This is a genomic window from Runella sp., from assembly GCF_965279615.1.
Lineage (GTDB): Bacteria > Bacteroidota > Bacteroidia > Cytophagales > Spirosomataceae > Runella.
Window position 1 is genome coordinate 5,208,055 of the sequence record NZ_OZ257252.1, and the last position, 19,297, is coordinate 5,227,351.

The 19,297-nt window shown below is 44.8% G+C and carries 16 protein-coding genes; 8 read left to right on the forward strand and 8 right to left on the reverse strand.

From position 1 onward, the window contains the following. Nucleotides 1-109 precede the first annotated feature (109 nt). Together ACQY73_RS21910 and ACQY73_RS21915 are read right to left on the reverse strand one after the other, a co-directional pair. On the reverse strand, nt 110-2,155 hold the full coding sequence (locus ACQY73_RS21910; RefSeq protein WP_428654966.1) for a tetratricopeptide repeat-containing sensor histidine kinase: 2,046 nt from the start codon (nt 2,153-2,155) through the stop codon (nt 110-112). A gap of 7 nt (nt 2,156-2,162) precedes the next feature. Next, entirely contained in the window at nt 2,163-2,873 is a 711-nt protein-coding gene (locus tag ACQY73_RS21915; protein WP_428654968.1) for a LytR/AlgR family response regulator transcription factor, read from the reverse strand. A gap of 287 nt (nt 2,874-3,160) precedes the next feature. On the opposite strand from ACQY73_RS21915, the gene ACQY73_RS21920 reads away from it, so the two are divergent. The 6 genes from ACQY73_RS21920 (at nt 3,161) to ACQY73_RS21945 (ending at nt 8,021) form a co-directional block, all read left to right on the forward strand. Further along, on the forward strand, nt 3,161-4,024 hold the full coding sequence (locus ACQY73_RS21920) for a hypothetical protein (protein WP_428654970.1): 864 nt from the start codon (nt 3,161-3,163) through the stop codon (nt 4,022-4,024). A 23-nt stretch (nt 4,025-4,047) separates the two neighbouring features. Then, entirely contained in the window at nt 4,048-4,554 is a 507-nt protein-coding gene (locus tag ACQY73_RS21925) for a hypothetical protein (RefSeq protein WP_428654972.1), read from the forward strand. Nucleotides 4,555-4,667: 113 nt separating this feature from the next. Next, nucleotides 4,668-5,252 carry a hypothetical protein gene (locus ACQY73_RS21930; RefSeq protein ID WP_428654974.1) on the forward strand — a complete coding sequence of 195 codons (585 nt, stop codon included), beginning with the start codon at nt 4,668-4,670 and terminating at the stop codon, nt 5,250-5,252. Nucleotides 5,253-5,262: 10 nt separating this feature from the next. Further along, nucleotides 5,263-5,856, forward strand: coding sequence for a hypothetical protein (locus ACQY73_RS21935; protein WP_428654976.1), 594 nt, complete (start codon nt 5,263-5,265; stop codon nt 5,854-5,856). Between the two features lie 30 nt (nt 5,857-5,886). Continuing rightward, on the forward strand, nt 5,887-6,345 hold the full coding sequence (locus ACQY73_RS21940; RefSeq protein WP_428654978.1) for a lipocalin family protein: 459 nt from the start codon (nt 5,887-5,889) through the stop codon (nt 6,343-6,345). A 119-nt stretch (nt 6,346-6,464) separates the two neighbouring features. After that, entirely contained in the window at nt 6,465-8,021 is a 1,557-nt protein-coding gene (locus ACQY73_RS21945; protein WP_428654980.1) for a right-handed parallel beta-helix repeat-containing protein, read from the forward strand. A gap of 167 nt (nt 8,022-8,188) precedes the next feature. Here ACQY73_RS21945 and ACQY73_RS21950 read toward each other — a convergent pair whose 3' ends face one another. Next, the gene (locus ACQY73_RS21950; RefSeq protein WP_428654982.1) at nt 8,189-11,302 is read right to left on the reverse strand and encodes a carboxypeptidase-like regulatory domain-containing protein; all 3,114 of its coding nucleotides are present in this window, start codon (nt 11,300-11,302) and stop codon (nt 8,189-8,191) included. A gap of 139 nt (nt 11,303-11,441) precedes the next feature. Here ACQY73_RS21950 and ACQY73_RS21955 point away from each other — a divergent pair, with 139 nt between their 5' ends. Together ACQY73_RS21955 and ACQY73_RS21960 are read left to right on the forward strand one after the other, a co-directional pair. Beyond that, entirely contained in the window at nt 11,442-12,509 is a 1,068-nt protein-coding gene (locus ACQY73_RS21955) for a DUF3089 domain-containing protein (protein WP_428654984.1), read from the forward strand. Between the two features lie 89 nt (nt 12,510-12,598). Beyond that, nucleotides 12,599-13,666, forward strand: coding sequence for a mannose-1-phosphate guanylyltransferase (locus ACQY73_RS21960; RefSeq protein ID WP_428654986.1), 1,068 nt, complete (start codon nt 12,599-12,601; stop codon nt 13,664-13,666). Nucleotides 13,667-13,825: 159 nt separating this feature from the next. Here the strand turns inward: ACQY73_RS21960 and ACQY73_RS21965 are convergent, their stop codons facing one another. The 5 genes from ACQY73_RS21965 to ACQY73_RS21985 all read right to left on the reverse strand — a co-directional run bounded on the left by ACQY73_RS21965 (nt 13,826) and on the right by ACQY73_RS21985 (nt 19,297). After that, nucleotides 13,826-14,221: a RidA family protein gene (locus ACQY73_RS21965; protein ID WP_428654988.1), complete on the reverse strand. Its 396-nt coding sequence runs from the start codon at nt 14,219-14,221 to the stop codon at nt 13,826-13,828. 91 nt (nt 14,222-14,312) lie between these two features. Then, on the reverse strand, nt 14,313-14,870 hold the full coding sequence (locus tag ACQY73_RS21970; RefSeq protein ID WP_428654990.1) for an NTP transferase domain-containing protein: 558 nt from the start codon (nt 14,868-14,870) through the stop codon (nt 14,313-14,315). Further along, complete coding sequence (locus ACQY73_RS21975; RefSeq protein ID WP_428654991.1) at nt 14,867-15,874, reverse strand: YheT family hydrolase; 1,008 nt, start codon at nt 15,872-15,874, stop codon at nt 14,867-14,869. Before ACQY73_RS21975 ends, ACQY73_RS21970 begins: the two co-directional genes overlap by 4 nt. A 39-nt stretch (nt 15,875-15,913) precedes the next feature. Then, a complete protein-coding gene (locus tag ACQY73_RS21980; protein WP_428654993.1) occupies nt 15,914-16,543 on the reverse strand; it encodes a deoxyribose-phosphate aldolase in 630 nt (209 codons plus the stop codon). A 12-nt stretch (nt 16,544-16,555) separates the two neighbouring features. Next, nucleotides 16,556-19,297: a S8 family peptidase gene (locus ACQY73_RS21985; RefSeq protein ID WP_428654996.1), complete on the reverse strand. Its 2,742-nt coding sequence runs from the start codon at nt 19,295-19,297 to the stop codon at nt 16,556-16,558.

Here is a 19,297-nt window from a genome sequence, read left to right on the forward strand (position 1 = left end):
GCTATATAAACAGAACTCCGTTTTCTCGAAATCAAAGAAGCCTTATTATCCTTCTTTGATTGAAGGATGTTATTGAAGAAAAAAGAATGCAAGTCTATTCTATCTGAAATCAGGCATTGGTAAAAACCAACTGAAACTCAGTGCCTGTATTGGTGGTTGATTTCACGGCTATTTTGCAGGAAATGGCTTGCGCCAGGTCACGGATCAGGTGCAGGCCCAAACCCGTTTTTGTACCGATGGACGCCTCATTGGTATACAAGGCATTAAGTTGCTGCTCCGAAACGCCCGCTCCATTGTCCGTGATCGCCAAAATGATTTGATTCTCCTCCTGTCGTGCCTCCCAGTGAATCGAGGCATTTGGTTTGTTTTTCAACGCTTTGACAGCATTAGAGGTAAGGTTTTGCATGATGGTTTTGAGGTAATCTTCATCAGTCACGACGTGCAATGAATAAGGGTTATCAAAACGAAACTGAACGCCGGTGGTACCGTCAAAGAATTTCTGAATGTAGGTAAACAACTCCGACACTTCAATGGTTTTCACTTGCGGCTTGAACGCCTGCATTTGGCCTTTGCTCCACAAAAGCATCGCTTCCATGTTTTCCAGCAAAGCTTCTGCCGAGGCAGTAATGCGTTTCTGATTGGCCTCCGTCATTTCGGGCGTCAGCAATTCGGGTGCTTCTTTTTGAAGGTTCAAAAAACTGATCAGATTGGCGACCGGACTGCGCAGGTCGTGGCTCAAAATGGCAAAGAATTTGGCCTTTATTTTGTTGGCTTCGTCGAGTTCGGCGTTGAGGTGCAACAGCGTCGTATTAGTGCGTTTCCGCGACAGGTTTTGCCAATACAACAATCCCCCGATGACCAACAACAACCCCAATCCGATCAACAAACCGATGCGCTGTTTTCTCTGGTTTTCAAGCGCCAGTTTATTAAGTTCTATCTCTTTGTCGCGCAGCTCAATTTCGTGCTTTCCTTCTTCGGCCGCAATCTTGTTTTTACTTTCCTGCGAATAGAGCGAGTCTTGAATTTCCTGATAATATCTGAAATTTTGGTAGGCATTTTTGTAGTCGCCTTTCAGCGCCTGCAATTCGGCCAATACTCCCGTATAGTACGATTTAGGATCTCTTTCTCCTTTTTGGGTTGATAACCGGATGGCTTCCTGTAAGTACTTTTCCGCCTGAATAAGATCAGCACGTTGTGGTGCGGAAAAAGACTGTCCTGCTTTGGGGAGGTGCAGCGAATCATACCGGACGCGATCTAAATAGGCAATGCCCAAGTTGCCGATATTGATAATTGCTTCCGAATTCATGGGATTGATCTCATCCCACAATTGCTTGGACTTCAATGCATATTCTATTTTTCGGGGGTAATTTTTGCCAAATAAAATAGACAATTTGGAATAGGTGTTAGCCAGACCTTCCTTGTTACCGACCTGTGTATGGTTGGAAATTGCTTTGAGGTAATAGGCTTTCGCTTTATTGCCTTGCCCCATTTGTGTATAAATATTGGCAATACCTACCAACGAATTCCCTACTTCTCGTGCGGCGTTCCTTTCGGGCGTATCGTTTTGTTGCTGTCTTAGTTTCAAGGACCTTAAAGCATAATCCAAGGCTTTCGAATAATTCTTTTGCACCAAATAAATCTGAGAGATATTATCGTACCCCAACGCTGTAAGGTGTTTGTCTTTAAGGGTTTGACCTATTTTAAGTGCTTCAAAATAATAACGATTGGCTTCGGGATAATTAGAGGCAATGTTTTGTGCGACTACGCCCATGTTGTTGAGCGCAGTAGCGATGTTCCATTGGTCGTTGGCTTCACGGTGCAGCGCCAGCGAACGATTATAGAAAAACATGCTTGAATCATAATTTCCTTTATCGCTGTACGCCCTGCCGATATTAAAATTGAAAACGGCAATGCCACGCTTCCACTTCATACCGGTCACGTGTTTTAGTCCAACTCGACTGTACTCCAATGCCCGATCTATGTTAATGAAATAGTATTCATCGGCCACTCTTTTGATGAGCCTTCCTTTTATGGTATCGTTGGTAGCCTTGGGAATTTCACGCACTAACGAATCGATCAAAGCTTGCCCCGTTTTTTGAGCAATGGCTTGAGAACTAATCAGAAAAAACACAAAAAGCAGCCAACGAAAGCACATTGGATTGTCATTTTAAGTTAATCAACACGTCTTTGTAACTCCGCCCTACAGGTAATGAATAATTCTGAATATACACCTGTTGCGGCGTAATGCGCTCAATATAATGCCGCTGCACGGCATAACTTCGGTGAATCCGCAAAAAAGATTGGAAGGCTGATTCAAGCAACAGATGGCCAATGGAAGATAAGACGCTGTATTTTTTGGTGGTCGTCACGATACGCGTGTAGTCTTTCAGCGCTTCCAAATACACAATGTCGTGCAGGTTTAGCTTGATCTGTTCGTGTCCGTCTTTGATAAAAACAGTGCTTCCTCCCAAACTGTATTCAAACAGTTGAGCTTTGCGTTTGAGCTCAAAAAAATGTTGCAACCGATTCATGGATTGCTCAAAACGTTCACTTTTAATGGGTTTTACCAAAAAATCAAACGCTTCTACCTCAAAACTCTCAGCGGCATAATCGGGATACGACGTGATAAAAATGCAAACGGGAATGTGCATCATTTGCGAGCGAAAATCCAATCCGCTTATTTCGGGCATATCAATATCGCTCAACAGCACATCCACCGACGTCTCTTCTATAGCCGCAAATGCTTCCGTCGCGGAACTATATACACCGATGACATTCAGAAAAGGGTATTTTTTTGCAAACGCCAATGACATTAAGCGGTCGATCTCGTTGTCATCAATTATGATACAGTTATAGGTGGCCGGTAGTCCCATCGCATTTTTTGAACTCTTCCAAAGATAAATACTTTTCAGCCCGAAAGTACGACGCCAACCTCGGTTTTTAGTTTTCGGCGCGTCGTCGGTCTATTTAAAATGTCGTTCGTCTATTGGCGTTTGAGGCCTTTCAAAACCCTGTTTAGTTTTGATCATAAAATAATTATGGACAAAAGAGGAGCCTAAGTGAGCCAATGAGCTGCTTTCAGATTTTCCCTGTTGTCCGTTTTTTACACCTGAATTTAAGCTAAAACTAAAGACATTTGAATAAATCTCTTTCTATGATCATGAAAAAAAACCTTGGAATGCTTACCCTGCTTTTTTTAATAATAGCCTGTGCCGCACCGTCCGATGATCCGGACCCCAATTCCGGTAACAACAACGGCTCCAATACGGGCAGCGGTACTTTAGGCAAAGGCCAACCCGGTATAGTGGGCATTGCGGGCATTGATGCGTGGGAAAAACTTGCGTCGGGTGAAAAAGAGCGTATCAAAGATTTCAACACATTGTTTTTGCACCAATCCGTGGGGCAAGACCTGGAAGAAGGGGCCAAAGCCAACGGATTTCCGTTCGACTACTACGGGCCCGGCGACAAAACCGACAAAGGTTTACGCGGAGGGATTTTTGTAGATGTAGGCGGAATCGCCAATGGAAATCCTTCCGAAAAAATCAGGGTTTTCAGAGAAAACGCGACTCGCAACAAAGACTTACTCCAAATCGCCATCTTCAAATTTGGCTATGCCGATATCATGGATGACAACTTTGAGAAGGTAAAGACAGAATACAAGGCATTTGTGGATGCACTTCGTTTACAATCACCTAATCTACGCTTTGTCCATATCACCCCTCCGCTGGTATATTCGACCACTTCCTTTGAAGGCAATGCCGCCAAGATGAAAGTGGGGCAATGGATGAAAGATACCTTCAAAGGCACAGACATCATTTTTGATTTACAGGCTTTGGAAGCCAACGACGGTGCCTGTCAGCAAAACAGTGTGTGGCGCATTTGCCCTGAAAATCGTAATTCGGCCTCTGACCCATCGGACGTAAACGGCGTTGACAGTTCGGATGGACAAGGCCACATCGGCAAAAAAGCAGGACAGCGCATCAGCAAAGCCTTGTTGATGAGTATTTACAACGCAGGAAAATAGCAGCTAATCAAAACAACAAGACCATGAAAAAACTGATCGCTTACGGTGTGTTATTCACTATTTTCATCCTCAACTCGGGAGCGGGTTGCAGTGACAAAACAACCGATCCTAAACCGGACACTTTCCCGGGACTTATCGGCAAATGGAAGCTGACCAAAACCGGCTATTACATTACCAAATCCGATGGGACGAAAGTAAACGACACCTTCGATACCGAACCGCGAGGTATTAACATTGTGTATGAATTTTTCGACGATGGGCGTTTGGTTGTGACAGATGTTGCACGAAGTACGAAAGTTGAAATTCGATGGAGTTTGAAAGTGATCAAATCGGATGATAAGGGCATTCTTGAAGGGCAACTCATTCAGATCGGAAATGAACAGAAAGAATTGGCAAAAGAAATCGGTCAGTCCGGTGACCTTACGTTTCAGATCAATACAACTCCTGACCTCATATTTCTGGTAGTGGATGTCACCAAGATGTCCACCTACCCGGAAATGACACTTATTCAGAATTTTAAAAAGATGTAAGCCAAAGCATTCATTCGCTAACCTTACGATATGTAACTCATACTCATTTAGTAAACGGTGCTTAAAAAGGAGAAGCTATACCTACCTTAGAGTAAACAAACATTCTCAGTGAAATGAAAAGGTATGGTTGGAAAAGAGAATTGGCAGCGGTACTCGTAGCTGTTGTGTGGGTGGTGACGCATTTTGCAGGAAGGTTTTGGGATCTTCATTTTCGACAATGGGCGTTTAGTGATGATTCGCGGGCTCTTTTGCTGCCGGGAAAATGGAAAGGCAGTTTTATCGACCCCGATGGCGTGAAGAAAGAAATGGCACTGGAAATCTTTCCGCCACCAACGGCGGCCGAAGTTTGGTTAAGCAAAGAATCATCGCGCTACCGACCCAACTTTAGTCTCATGCGCGAATTGAAAGGCAAAGGCACTGTGCTCAGTAAACTCGGGAAAGAAGCGTATCGGGTTGAAGGCATGGTTGATGAGGATGACGATCATCTATTCCGCCTCAGTTTTATGCCCGTTGGCGGAAAATACAGCATTGATCGTGATTTTTACGTGAGTTTGGTGGAAAAAGGGAATTGGAAAAACAATCAAATGCAGTTGACCCTGATTTTCAATTATTACATCGACGGCGGAACCCGTTGGGACAGTGCCGACCCGCGCTTTGACCAACATCCAATACTAACGCTTACCCGACAAAAAGAATAAGTAGTTGACTATGAAAAAGAAATTTGGTTGTTTATCTGTTTTATTGGGTTTGATCGTGCTTAGTGTGGTCGGTTACGGCATCAGTCATTTTGTTGGCGGTTTTTTAGACAGGTACCAACGCCCGTGGGCGTTCAGCAGCGATTCAAATGCACCATTATTAGTGGGCAAATGGCAAGGCAATTTTACCGACCCCGACGGTGTAGCTAAATCAATTCATTTGGAAATCTTTGTTCCGCAAACTACGGCAGAACGTTGGACCAAATCAGGTCGCCGCAAAAGAGGTTTGTATCGCACACGTCGAAATTTTGACGGCGCGGCAACGGTCACGAGCAAATTGGGAACGGAACACTACAGCATATGGGGAAGTGTGGATAGAAATGATGATTACCTGTTTAACCTTCATTTTGGGGCAATAAATGAAAAGTATACGATTCTTCCCAATTTCTACATCAATATAATCAATCAGGGGCGTTGGCGGGAAAACCAAATGACGTTGCCTGTCAGCTTCAGCTACCGTATTCCGGGTGGTTCTGCTTATACCAACACCGCTGATCCGCGTTTTGATCAAAAACCAACGGTGACACTACTTCGTCAAAAAGAGTAAGCGTTTTTCATTTGTAACTAATCGAAATCCATGAAGTCTATCCTTTTTTCCTTACTTCTCGTATTGAGTCTCAATAACACCGTTTTGGCGCAACTGCCGAGTAGCGCTACCGGCACTTGGAAGCGCACGGGCATGACCTCCGTCGACAACGACGGTACCATATCCGACGATCATGCTGCTATCTTGAAAGCGATGCCTTGCTCTAAAAACATTATGTATACCTTCAACGCAGACGGAAGTATCCTTACCGGCGTTCCGGATGAATGCGGAGCGATGAAAAAGACGATTGAATCCATGAACGGCGACGGGAAATGCAGCATGTCGGGTAATAAGCTTACCGTTACATCGTCCAAACTTCCACCTGCCGTCTACGATGTTCAGTTCAAGGGCAATACCATGATCTGGTACTTTGATTATACAAAGAATCCTAAAACACTGAATCCCGGCGGGAAAACCAAATCGCTGACGCTCGTTTATACGAAAATTTAACCTACCCCTGAATGGGTTAAATATGTTTTGTTTGGCATGAGGAACCTCCTCATGTAAGATTTCCATTGTTTTGATTTCCTGAATAACAGCCTTTTTATTCTGTTTTTTGCTATAAGATCATGAAAAAACTCCTCCTTTTTAGTCTATTCGCCTTCAGCCTTATACTGGAAAGTTGTAAAAAAGAACCCATCGAAACCGACGAATGCGACGCTGACCCTACGGCTTGCGGCTGCCCGCAGGAGCCACCAAGTTGCAGCGATCCGGGCAATAACGGCGGTCAGACCATCAGCGGAAAAGTATACGTTTCGCCTAACGGCAGCGACGCCAACGACGGTAGCGAAGGAAAACCGCTCAAAACCATCCAAAAAGCGGCTGACGCCGCCGACCCCGTTAAAGGATTGGAGATTATTTTGCGCGGCGGTACGTACGAAAGCAAGGAAATATCCTTCCGTACTTCCAACATTTCCATTCATTCCTATCCCGGCGAGTGGGCCATCCTTAAAGCCGTTACCACCATCGAAGACATTACAAGTTGTTTGTGGTTTCGTGAACCCACGACAGAAAACATCACTATTGAAAATCTCGAAATCATTGGTGGTTACTATTACGGCATCAAATTCGAAAGTAATTGGGATGACGACCGCAATGTGCCGTTTGACAAACGGCGCGGTGTGCGTCACATAAAGGTCAAAAATTGTAAAATTCACGACACCGGCCGCGACTGCATTAAAATAACGCCCGGTTGTCAAAACATCGAAATCCTGAACTGTGAGATATACAGATCGGGTGTAGGCCCCGCCAATAAAGAAGCCCAAAATGCCGAAGGAATTGACAATGTCAACGGCTCCAATATGACCGTTCGTAATTGTTATTTTCACGACATTGCCACCAATGCTCTGTACGCCAAAGGCGGTGCAAGAGATTGCATTTTTGAACAAAACCTGATCATGAACTGCGGCGAAGGCGGATTGGTGGCCGGTTATCTGGATACCGATGCCGAATGGTTCAATACCGCTTCCAATCCCAATTATTACGAAAGCATCAACATAATTATCCGAAATAACATCGTCATCAATACCAAATGGGAAGGTGTGGGATTGTACGCAGCGCTCAACGCTCAAGTATACAACAATACGCTCATCAACGTAGCACAGGAAGGAAGTGCCGCTTTGCTGATAGCGCGTGGTGAAACGTACGGTACGCCCAAAGGCGATGTGTATCCGAAAAGTAAAGACCTTAAAATTTCCAATAACATCTTTGTTCAAACGGCTTCGGCCAAAGGCTACATGGCACGGTTGAGATGGGCGGCCGAAGGGAATATTGATATCAGCAATAATTTCTATTATAAACCCGGCACGCTTACCTTCCGGATTGATAAAAACGATGATGATTACAACGAATTCGACGGTTTTACCAATTGGAAAACCCAATCTAAATTTGACGCAAGCAGTACCAACGCCGATCCTAAATTGGATGCGCAATACCATTTAACAAGCAGCAGCCCATGCATTGGTGCAGGAAAAGCGTTGGGTAGTTTGGTAGAAAATGACTACGACGGCGGAGCAAGAGGTGCTAAAGTAGATATCGGTGCCGACCAAGCCAACAACGGAGCGGCACTCACTGTTCCGCCTGTTGTAACGGCTAACGGAACCAAAGGAACAGGCGGAGGTGACTGATTACATACGCTATGTGCGGAGGGTTGCTCACAATCCGACCAACCGTTAACCGGAGAACGACCCGCTGCTTTAAATACGTTACAATTTTTTCTTAAGGTTTTAAGTCTCTGATTTACAATAAAAAAAGGCGCCAAGTCGGCGCCTTTTTTGTGTGAAAAAAGAGATTCTTATTTGTTTAACAATTCATCAAACGTCAAAGACACGTAGTACATTGAACCAACGGCAGGGCTGCCATAGGCTTGGATGTAAGGTTTGCCGAAAAGGTTCGTACCACCCACTTTCAAAATAGATTTCAACCCTGACAGTTTATAGCTTGCCTGTGCGTCAAGATTTGTGATGCCCGGTACTTTTGTGTTGGAGAATAGTCCCACCCCTGCAGTTGTCGGTACCACAAAGCTTGATTCCCACAAAAATTCATCCTGATGTTTGAGGGCAATATTAAATCCGAATTTGTTACCGCTGGTAATACGTTTTCCGAAGTTAACATTGAAGCGATTTTTAGGAGTATTAAAGCCCGAATAAGGCAATTCAGGGGTTGGAACAAAAGTCTTCAAGGAATTATTGGCAAAGTTTCCACCCACGAAGAAACTTTTTGGAAGCGAATAATTAAGCGCAATAGAGAACCCTGTCACCGTAATGTCTTGGTCGCTGTTGGCCGTTCTTGAATAACCCGCACGCGTAGTACCGCTTCCCAAGCCTGATTCGATAGGTAAGCCCGGTGCTGCGGCAGCGGTTGGAACAACGATGGTTACACCACCGATAAAGTTTTGATAAACACTGTAATAATACGAAGCGTCAATCAATAACTTCTTGCCAATCACACCTTTGTAACCAAATTCAATCGACTTCACTTTTTCAGGACGAAGGGCTTTTGCCTGATATTTAGGCAACGTAGCCAATGCGTAAGCAGGAGCTACTTGGGTCGTAACGGCTGTTACCTGTTTTGTTACTTCGGCCTTTACGTTTGTTGCAATCGTTGCCTGAATGGGAGCACTCGCCATTTGTCCTGCTACTCCTTGCTGAATAGCCGCCGGTGCAGCTGCAGCAGGAAGTTGTCCCGCAGCTACCGCTGCATTTACCTGCGCCGTTACGGCAGCGGTAACCTGTGCCTGTACGGCAGCAGTAACCCCTGCTTGGATCAGCGACAATTGCGCGTTTACTGCGGCAGTGGCATACGCCTGTGCTTTGGCAATTACGTCGGCAGTAATGTATTTGGTCGGATTGACAGAAAAGTCAACCAATGATTCGCGGGTTACTCCGGTGCTCAAATTGTATCTTTTGTCAAATTCCCCTAAGCCACCGATCAATGTTCCACTTGGAGTTTGCAGGTCAATGTACTGGTTTTGAGTGGTTGGAATACGGAAACCTGTCTGGTAAGAAAGACGAATGTTCTGGTCACCAAAAGACCCTACGGCTGATACACGCGGAGAGAATTGTCCTTCAAAATTTTGGTTCTTATCGTAGCGAATGGAAGCTGATAATTTCAAGTGGTCACCAAACAGCTTTTTACCTGCCTGCACGTAAGCGCCGTATTCGTTGATAGGAATAGTGCCGTTTCTACCGTCTTTTAGGTCAGCAAACAACGTTCCGCCTGAGCGAAGTTGGTATTGACGAATGCTGGCACCTGCCAAAAGTTCGATGAACTGAATCTGATTTTTGAAATTATAGTTTCCTTCGGCATGGTAAAGGTTGGTTTTGTCAAGAAAACTTCCTCCGCCTTGAGCGATTGAAGTATTTCTCCATTTGTCCAACAAAGTATTGTAAGCAGTTGAACCAACGGCAGGCATTCCTTTGTCCGCTGTTTGACGGGCTACTAATTGAGCCTGTTCGTCAGCTACGCCTGCACCTCTTGCAGCGGCGTAAGCGCCCACATATTCACCAAACCAGGTAGAATGAGGCTTAATTTCATTTAACATTGAAACCGCTACCAAGCCGGCAGTATAAGAATCACCTGAACGTTCTTGGGTTGTATAGGCTTTTATGGTAAAATTGTCACCTCTCAGCTCGGCTTTTGCTTGGGTCAGGTTAAAATTACGAAGTGAATATTTTCCTGTACCTGTATAAAGCGTAGTACCGTAACCATAGTTTACCTGCACAACAGCTTCTACTTTTTCAGTGATTCGATAATGCAATGCACCATTGAATTTGAAGCTTTTTACGTTGTTATCCACCAAACCGTTTTCGACATAGCCCGTTCTGCTTACGTTGGTATTTGGGATAAGTGCTAAAGCCGCAGATGGCAATAATTTTGCAGTGACCAACGCATTGGCAACCGTTTGCATGTTGGCTTGTACTTCGTCTCCGTACACGTTTGTACCGTCATAATCCGTTTTGGTACCTGCACCTCTCAATGGGTCTGAGCTGCCGCCCAAGTTTAAATTGTCGTAGTTGCTTGATTGCCAATCTTTCGCCTGAATGTAAGAAAGGTTGATCTTGAAAGCGAACTTGTTGTTGAACGCCTTGGCATAACGTACGGAGATATCACCGAAAGGCGTAGTAGCTTCGGTACGGTTATTGGCCGACATAACGCCTGTTTTAACCGCAGCACTCAATCCTTGGTATAAGAACGGGCTTTTGCTGTTCATCAAAATCAAACCGTTCAACGCATTAGGGCCGTACAGAGCAGAAGCTGCACCGGGCAGAATTTCAACACTTTCTACGTCCAGTTCCGGCATACCGACAATGTTGTCGATGGGGAAGTTAAGTCCCGGAGCTGAGTTGTCCATTCCGTCGATCATCTGAACGGTACGTGGGTTTCCGGTAGAACCGAATCCGCGCATGTTGAGAGACTTGAACAAAACACTTTGGGTGGTCATGTCGATGCCCTTCAAGCCGGCTAATCCGTCATAAAACGAAGCCGAAGGCGTTTCCCGAATACCGCGAATGTCCATTTTTTCTACCGTTACAGGCGATTTCAATACACTTTCTTCAATACGGGAAGCAGACACGACTACTTCCTGTCCCATCATTACCTGCTCCTTAAGTGATATCTTCAGGCTTGAAGTCTCGCCACTCACCTGAATTTCCTGTGTTTCGTAGCCCACAGAAGAGACAACCAAAGCAAAAGGAGTAGCTGTAGTGGTAGTAAGAGAGAAATTGCCTTTCGTATCTGAAATCGTACCGATTACCTTTCCTTTCACTTGAATACTCACTCCCACCAGACCTTCGCTCGTTGTAGCGTCGGTCACAGTACCGGCGATTTTTGTCTGAGCCAGCAGTATTCCTGCGCTCATAAACCATGCTGCAAAGTAAAGCATGGTATTTCGTAACAGTTTACTCATAGGTATAAAATTGGTTTTGGTTTTACACATTTATAAATTTACGTAATATTCGTTCTTTTAAAGATAATTTACAATTTAACCTTTTTATATTCATAATAAAAAACTGTTATGCATGCATAATTGTTAGAATAATCCAAAAATGAACAATCCAAAATTCCCGTATTCCGTCATACCGGTCGCTATTTTGATAATCTTATCGGGATGTTCAAAATCAGTAATATTACAAAGTCGGTACCTTCCGGACAATGCTCCGGCAGCTCCTGACTATGCAAAAGCAGCCTACTGGGCGGCTCTGCCCACGGTAAAAGATGCCGCTGACAGCGTACCGTTTAAGTCAGGACAAAAAGATGGACAGGCACTGGCAAAAGCAGACGTCTTTTTTATTCACCCCACCATCTATACGCAACAACCTGAATTTGGCACTTTTGAATGGAATGCGGATGTTAACGACGCAGCATTGAATCAACGAGTCGATAATTCTACCATTCTCAATCAAGCTACGGCCTTCAACGGTTCGTGCAAAGTCTATGCTCCCCGCTACCGACAGGCCCATTATTACAGTTTTGTAACGCAGAATCAGGCAGAAAGTGAAAAGGCGATGAATCTGGCGTATTTGGATATCAAAGCCGCTTTTGAATATTATTTAAAGAACTATCAAAACGACCGACCCATCGTTATTGCTTCTCACAGTCAGGGAACCGCGCATGCCAAACGACTTCTGAAAGAGTTTTTTGACGGAAAATCGCTTCGTAAAAAACTGGTTTTTGCCTATTTGGTAGGCGATATAACGGGCATTCCCGTTCAGCCCGACGAATTTAAAACCATCAAACCGGCACAAACCCCTGACGAGTCAGGTGGGTTTGCTGCCTGGCATACGTATGCACGCGACTTTTTCCCGGCAAAATACACATCCAATCACTTTGCTACCTGTGTTTGCACCAATCCGTTGACGTGGACGTTAACCGAAGATTATGCTTCCCAAACCTTAAACAAAGGGGGAGTTGGCTTAAAATTTGCATTTATACCACACTTGGCCGATGCACAGGTTCATCAGGGCCTTTTATGGATCAATAAGCCTTATGTCAAAGGGCGCTCGTTGTTGAGGAACAAAGTTTGGCATACGGCAGATATAAACCTTTTTTGGCAAAGTATTCGGGAAAATGTAGCTTTACGAATTGAAAACTATATCCAACAAGAGCAAAAATAAATAGGAAAATGTAACTTACAGGAGGGTTTTTGCCGTCTAAATACGGTACATTTTCTATTCACTTTTAATTTTTTTATCACTCATCGCTTATGAATCATAATTTTGTAATTATCATGGCAGGAGGCGTCGGAACACGATTCTGGCCGTTCAGCCGAAACAATAATCCCAAACAGTTTCACGATGTATTGGGAACGGGTAAGTCATTGCTTCAGCAAACGATCAGCCGGTTTGAAGGCGTTTGTCCTCCCGAAAACATCTACATTGTTACCAGTGAAGAATACTACGATCTGGTCAAAAAGCAGATACCATTTCTGAACGATGATCAGATCCTGTTGGAGCCAAATCGCCGTAATACCGCTCCCTGTATTGCGTATGCGTGCTATAAAATTGCGCAGAAGGATCCGGAAGCAAGAGTGGTAGTAGCGCCCGCTGATCATATTATTTTAAAAGAAGACATATTTCGTGAAAAAATCCTTTTTGCACTCGACGCCGCAGGTAAAGAAGAAATATTAATTACGCTCGGCATTCAACCTACTCGTCCTGATACAGGTTATGGTTACATTCAGTTTATCCCTTCCGAAAGCGAAACCAAAAAAGTAAAGACATTTACGGAAAAACCTCAGTTGGAGATTGCCGTTAAGTTTTTGGAAAGTGGTGATTTTGTGTGGAATGCGGGAATTTTCGTGTGGAATGTACAAGCTATCCTCAAAGCATTTACCGCTCATTTGCCGGAGGTGGCAGAAGTATTTTTGGCAGGCGAGCAGGATTACTATACCGAACAGGAAAAGACCTTTATCGAAAAAGCATATATGTTGTGTAAGAACGTTTCCATCGACGTAGGCATCATGGAAAAAGCCGACAATGTATACGTCGTTTTAAGTGATTTTGGCTGGTCTGACTTGGGTACGTGGAAATCGCTCTATGATGTTTCACCAAAGGATGAACAACAAAATGCCACCGAAGGGAATATCAAACTGTATAATACCGGCAACTGTATCATTAAAACGCCGAAAGATAAACTCGTGGTGGTGCAGGGCTTGGATGGTTACATCATTGCTGAAAACGATGGTGTATTGATGATCTGCAAAATAGACGAAGAACAGCGCGTACGAGATTTCGTCGCTGATGCCAAGCAATTAGGCAGTCAATTCATTTAGATGTTAAGGGGAAGCGAAAGCTTCCCCTTTTTTGGGTTTTACAGGAAAATTATTGCACCGGTGGTCGGGTTGTGAGCACCGGCACCGGCCGACCGCCCTCCGCACACTTATCGTTTTCGTGCCAAGGGTTGCTCACAACCCGACCGTTAACCTTTACACTTATTCAGCTAGGATAAGGGCCGTTGCTTCGATTTCCACCATGTACTCGGGAGAGATCAGGCGAGAGACTTCTACCATTGTGGTACACGGCCTAATCTCACTAAAAAACTCGCCATGTGCGCGGCCAACGGCTTCCCACTGTGATATATCTGTTACAAAGATACGCGTGCGAACAACATCCGACAGTGATGCGCCTGCCTGCTGTAATGCATTCTCAATTTTTTGGATAATAACTTTGGTTTGGATATACGGGTCGCCAAATCCTATCAGTTGGTCGCCCTCCACGGCTACGGTGCCGCTCACTTCAATGGTATTGCCGATCCTGACAGCGCGTGAATAGCCCACAATGGCTTCCCAAGGCGCGCCGGAAGAAATATTGATTCGCTTTTGAGTCATAAAGAAAAACGCATTTTTGAAGGTGAAGGACTAAAAGTACGATTCTTTGCGCAAAAAAATGCAGCCTAAAGAGTTTGCTGAACTGATACCTTCATTGTTTGTGACTGTTTTTTAAATCTTGGGGTGTGTTGACGTTTTGAAGCCAATGCGGTTCGGGGCAGGTCAATAGGTGAATATTTTTCTTTTTGAGAATTTGAAGCGGAGAATAACGATGTTGTTGGAATTGTTCTTTTACCAATTCATAACTTTCAGGTTCCCAAACAGTCAATAAAGGCTCAGGCAGTAAAGTGTCAGGATTTTGAAATGTGGTAGCTAATTGAGCCGGTTGACGGTTCCTGACCAAAAACGCAATCGTTTCCTGAACAACAAAAGGCATATCGCAGGCGATGACCAGCCAAGCTTGTTTTGCATTATGTTCAAAAGCGGATAAAATTCCGCCCAATGGCCCGATTTCACGCGAATCAATCAGGCAGGGAAAATCATTGAAATTCTCTTTTTGATCGTCTCGACAGGAAAGAAAAACGGATCGGCAAAAAGGTTTCAATAATTCGTGTAAATAACGCCATTGGGGTTGATCGTGATAAATTAACCGGCTTTTATCGGTGCCCATTCTGCTGCTGCGACCACCTACGAGGATAAGCCCGTTCATGCTTCGTTGAGAAAAGACAACGCGCGAATTTCTGACCAATAAACGCCTTTTTGACTGAATGTATCGGGACGAAAACCGCAATGGCCTCCTGATTGTGTCAATTCAAGCCATACATTTGGCAAATCTGCAATCACATCAGCCGGTAGACTTTGATAAGGTACTAAGGGGTCATTAACGGCGTTGACGATGAGCGTTGGAATGGCCGCTCCTTGTATGTATTCTTTCGAACTGCTTTTTTTGTAATAATCATCGGCACCTTCAAAGCCGTGTAAAGGCCCCGTATAAATATGGTCAAAATCCCAGAACGTTTTTACTTGCTTCCATTTAGTTAGGTCAAATCGGTCAGGATATTGCAGCGCTTTGGCCGCTACTTTGGGTTTTAATGATTTCAAAAACCGCCATAAATAGATTTTATTTTCGGGCTTTTCGATGTTTCGGCTACAGGCCAACAGATCCATCGGAACACTGAATACCACCGCTTTTTTAATGGCTGAGTGAATGCTTTTGCCATTTTCTCCCACGTATTTCAATGTCACATTTCCCCCCAAGCTGAATCCCATCAGGCTGATCTCTCTGTAACCTTTGGCAAGAGCGTGTTGGATAACAAATTCCAGATCGGTGGTCTCTCCGCTGTGATAGAAGCGCAATTGGCGGTTGATTTCGCCGCTGCAACTTCGGTAATTCCAAGCCAAACAATCATACCCGTTGGCGGTTAACAGTTTCACCATGCCCGTCACATACTGCCGAGTACTGTTTCCTTCCAATCCGTGTGAGAGAATAATCAACGGCGGCAAAACAGGTTTCAATACCTTGGCTTTGGTGCTTTGTCCTTTGTTATTCGCAAAACTCCAGTCCAGATCCAAAAAATCATCGTCGGGAGTCGTGAGACGCTCGCGTTGATAAGGCGGTTTTACTTTTCGAAAAAGACTGGGATAAATGCTTTGGTAGTGGCCATTCGGCAACCACGACGGCGGACGGTGGGTGTTGGTTGAAAGAACAGGCATGACAAACTTTCCAAAGAAAAAATGGACAGATACAGTATGTTAACTTCTGAAAGGCAAACATAGTCTTTCTATTCCGTGTTCCCGCAATTTGGTTAAATCTTCGTTTGTTGCGCCTTCTGCCCAGATTTTACACCCCACATGAGCGGGCACAGACGCTTTGAATTGCAGTGCTTTTTCCAACTCAAACGTTTTGTGAAACAAACCTGTGGCATTTTGTACATAATCCACTCCTGCATCTGCGGCTGTTTTGACAGCGCGGACAAGGTTTAATTCATCAAAGAAATCAGTTTCGATAATGACCGTAAAAATCGCTTCCTGAGAATGAATTAATTTGGCAAGTTTGGCAAATTCCACCTTGGGCCAGCCGTTCGAATTGGAAAACCAAGCCGATGTATTCATCACAAGCTGAATTTCCCGCGCTCCGTCTTTCAAAGCCCATTCCGCTTCGGTCTGCTTGGCTTCGGTACGTTGATAGCCATAAGGATAGCCGATCACGGTTGACAAGACCACAGGCAGTGTTTCTGACCAATCGCGCTGTAATTTTTTAACCCAAAAAGGCGGAACGGTCAATGTTGCAAAACCGTTTTTCTGCACTGCATCAAAGGCTTCGTACAGCGTTTCGACCGAAGCCGTGGGCGATAAAACAGTAAGTTCGATGGCATCATTCATCTCCCGAAAACATCATTGCTTCACAAAAGGTTTGGCAATTGATTTTCGCCCGTCGCTGACTTGAATGAAATACTTGCCGGGAGGTAATTCCGAAACATCAAATTGATTCAAAAACACACTTCCGTTGTCGTAAAGCAGTTTACTCGCCAATTCAATGCCGTCCATTGTCACAATATTGGCTTTAAGATCATACGTATTGTCAGACACATACGCAACCGTTAAACTGCTGACAACAGGATTGGGGAAAAGGGAGAGGTTTTCTTTAATGATCAATATTTCGGGAATCGGCGATGGCGTATCGGTTGGGTACGGAACATTGATTAATACGATTGGCTTGGAAGTAATTGAACAACCGTTTTGCGTGATTTCAACGGTGTAGTTACCGGGCAATGAAGCCGTCAACCGCGGGCCGGTGGCAGTCGTGATCACATTATTATTTAAAAACCAACGATAGGTCATTCCTTCACCTGTATTGGTCGTTAGTCGAATACTGCCCTTAGGAGGAATCAGCGTACCGCTGTTGCTTGAAATAACGGGCTGTTCAAGTGCCGAAAGCAGTTGGGTAGGGGCAGAAGTAGCGGTGCAACCGGTTGCCGTTATCAGTACCCTATATGTTCCCGGTTCGGTTGGTTTAAGCGTAGATGTGACGGCACCGGCAATGGTGAAGCCGTTGCGTTGCCATTGATAACGATAGCCAACACCTTCATTGGCCGTCAACAGCACGGCTTTGCCCGAACAAATGGCAAAACTGCCCGCCGGCGTAATTTGGGCGCTTAAGTTGGAAACGCGAACATTAACGGTTTTTGATTGCGCCGAGCATTGATATCCAATAGCTTTAACACTATACACACCTTCCTTTGAAATGTCTAAGGTGGGAGTGGTGGTGGTTGAGAGTACCTGTCCGTCTTTCATCCATTGGTAGGTCAGGGCATTATCTCCTTTGACCTGCATTCTCATCGCACCGGTTCCGCAAAGGATTGTGTCTTTTCCACTTACCAATTGCACGGCAGTAGTGCAATCCTGAGGACGTACACCGCTGATAAACAATGAGTAAGGTTGATTGCCTGTTTGTAATGTTCGTTTATGTCGTACCGTCAGGGTATATACTTTGCCGGGTGTTGGAGACTCAATAACGATCTGTTCGGTATTATCACGAATATTGTCGCCCAAGGTCGCTTCTTTGGCAGGATTGGCGGGGTCGAGTACCCAAGGAAACCAGGTAGTGCCTCCGTCGTCGCTCAAACGAATATCCAAGTCATTAATGAGCTTTATTGTACGGTCATCTACGGTTTGAGCAGTAACGCTTGTGGCCGTTGCTTCGGGGTCGGTCCAACAGATCGTGGCTACCAAAGGTGTGTTACCCATAGCGATCATTTTTTGTTGAAACGTTTCATTCTGTCGGAGGGATTTCTCCAGCAGCACATTTGTATTACCTGAATTGATCACGACTTTTGCCGCTTTCTCAGCGTTCAGCAGCCCCCATCCGTATTCGTAGCTTGGCCCTGATTTGTTGGCGGGTTTGTCGGCTGTGTGCAACACCAACCCTTTTAAGGTGGCCGAACGCATAAAATAGGTTTGTTGACGGTAAAAAAGCTCCTGCAACAATATCAACGTTCCCGACACATTGGCACAAGCCGTGGAAGTGCCTGATAGGGTCGCGTAGGCATTGTCGGCGGTTGAAATGGAAGAAATGATATTGGTTCCTACGCCCAACAGATCAGGCTTGATGCGCCCATCGTCGGTGGGGCCCCACCCGCTGAAATCAGCTACGGAAAAACCACTGATTCGACCATTTTGAATTTTTATATCTGCGCCTCCTATCGTTAAAATATTTTTTGCGTTGGCTTCGGCGGGAATCACGTCATACGTATCGTTTCGGTAGCGATCCAGAATACTTGTTTGGGTCGTATTTTTTAAAAAATAAGGTGTACCGATCGGCGGGCCCGTTTCAGTACGCTTATTATCAGCCGATTTGACGATCAGGTAGAAGGGGTTGTTGTAGGCTAATTCATCCAGATCCTGCGCTTTTTCGTCATAAAATCCGAAACGATAATCCTCTTTGGTACTAATGTTTGTATTGCCCCACCATTCCCATTTTCGGGTTGGGTCATTGCCGGGCCGGCTTTCGTTGTAAAACCAACCAACCACCGGGCCATAGGAATGGTTTGAAACCAATAGTTTGGTGGCTTCCTGCGACATTTCGACCAAATCGTTGGTATAATCCCAAACGTCCAATTTAGCCCCAAACGCCATTCCTTTGACTTGTGGATTAATACCCGCCGCCACAATGGTTCCTGACAAATGCGTGGCGTGATCGCTCAACAATGTGTTTCCATCTTTTTGACGAACTCTCCCGCCAAATTCAACGTGCGAAAGGCGTGGCAAGCCGCCGTCCCAAATACTGAGCCGGCCATTAAGTTGTGGCAGATCTCCTTTTAAATCAATGCCTAAACCGCCGCCACTGTATAAATTAGTAGTGTGAGTGCCCGCAGAAGCCACTACATTGTGACTTGTGTAATAAATGGGAAAACCGAATGCATCAACGCCTTCCAGCGTTAAAATGCGCCCATTGGCATATTTTTTGTTAATTGGCCATTTTTGTTTTTTAGCGAGAGCAAGTGCCTTCTTATGATTTAAGGTATAGCGTTTTTGAAGGTCAATGAATCGAAGATGAGCAGATTTTTCAGAATCATTGAACCGATTTTCGGATGTTTGAGCCTGAACAATAGAGTAACCGGCCAATAAATAGACCAT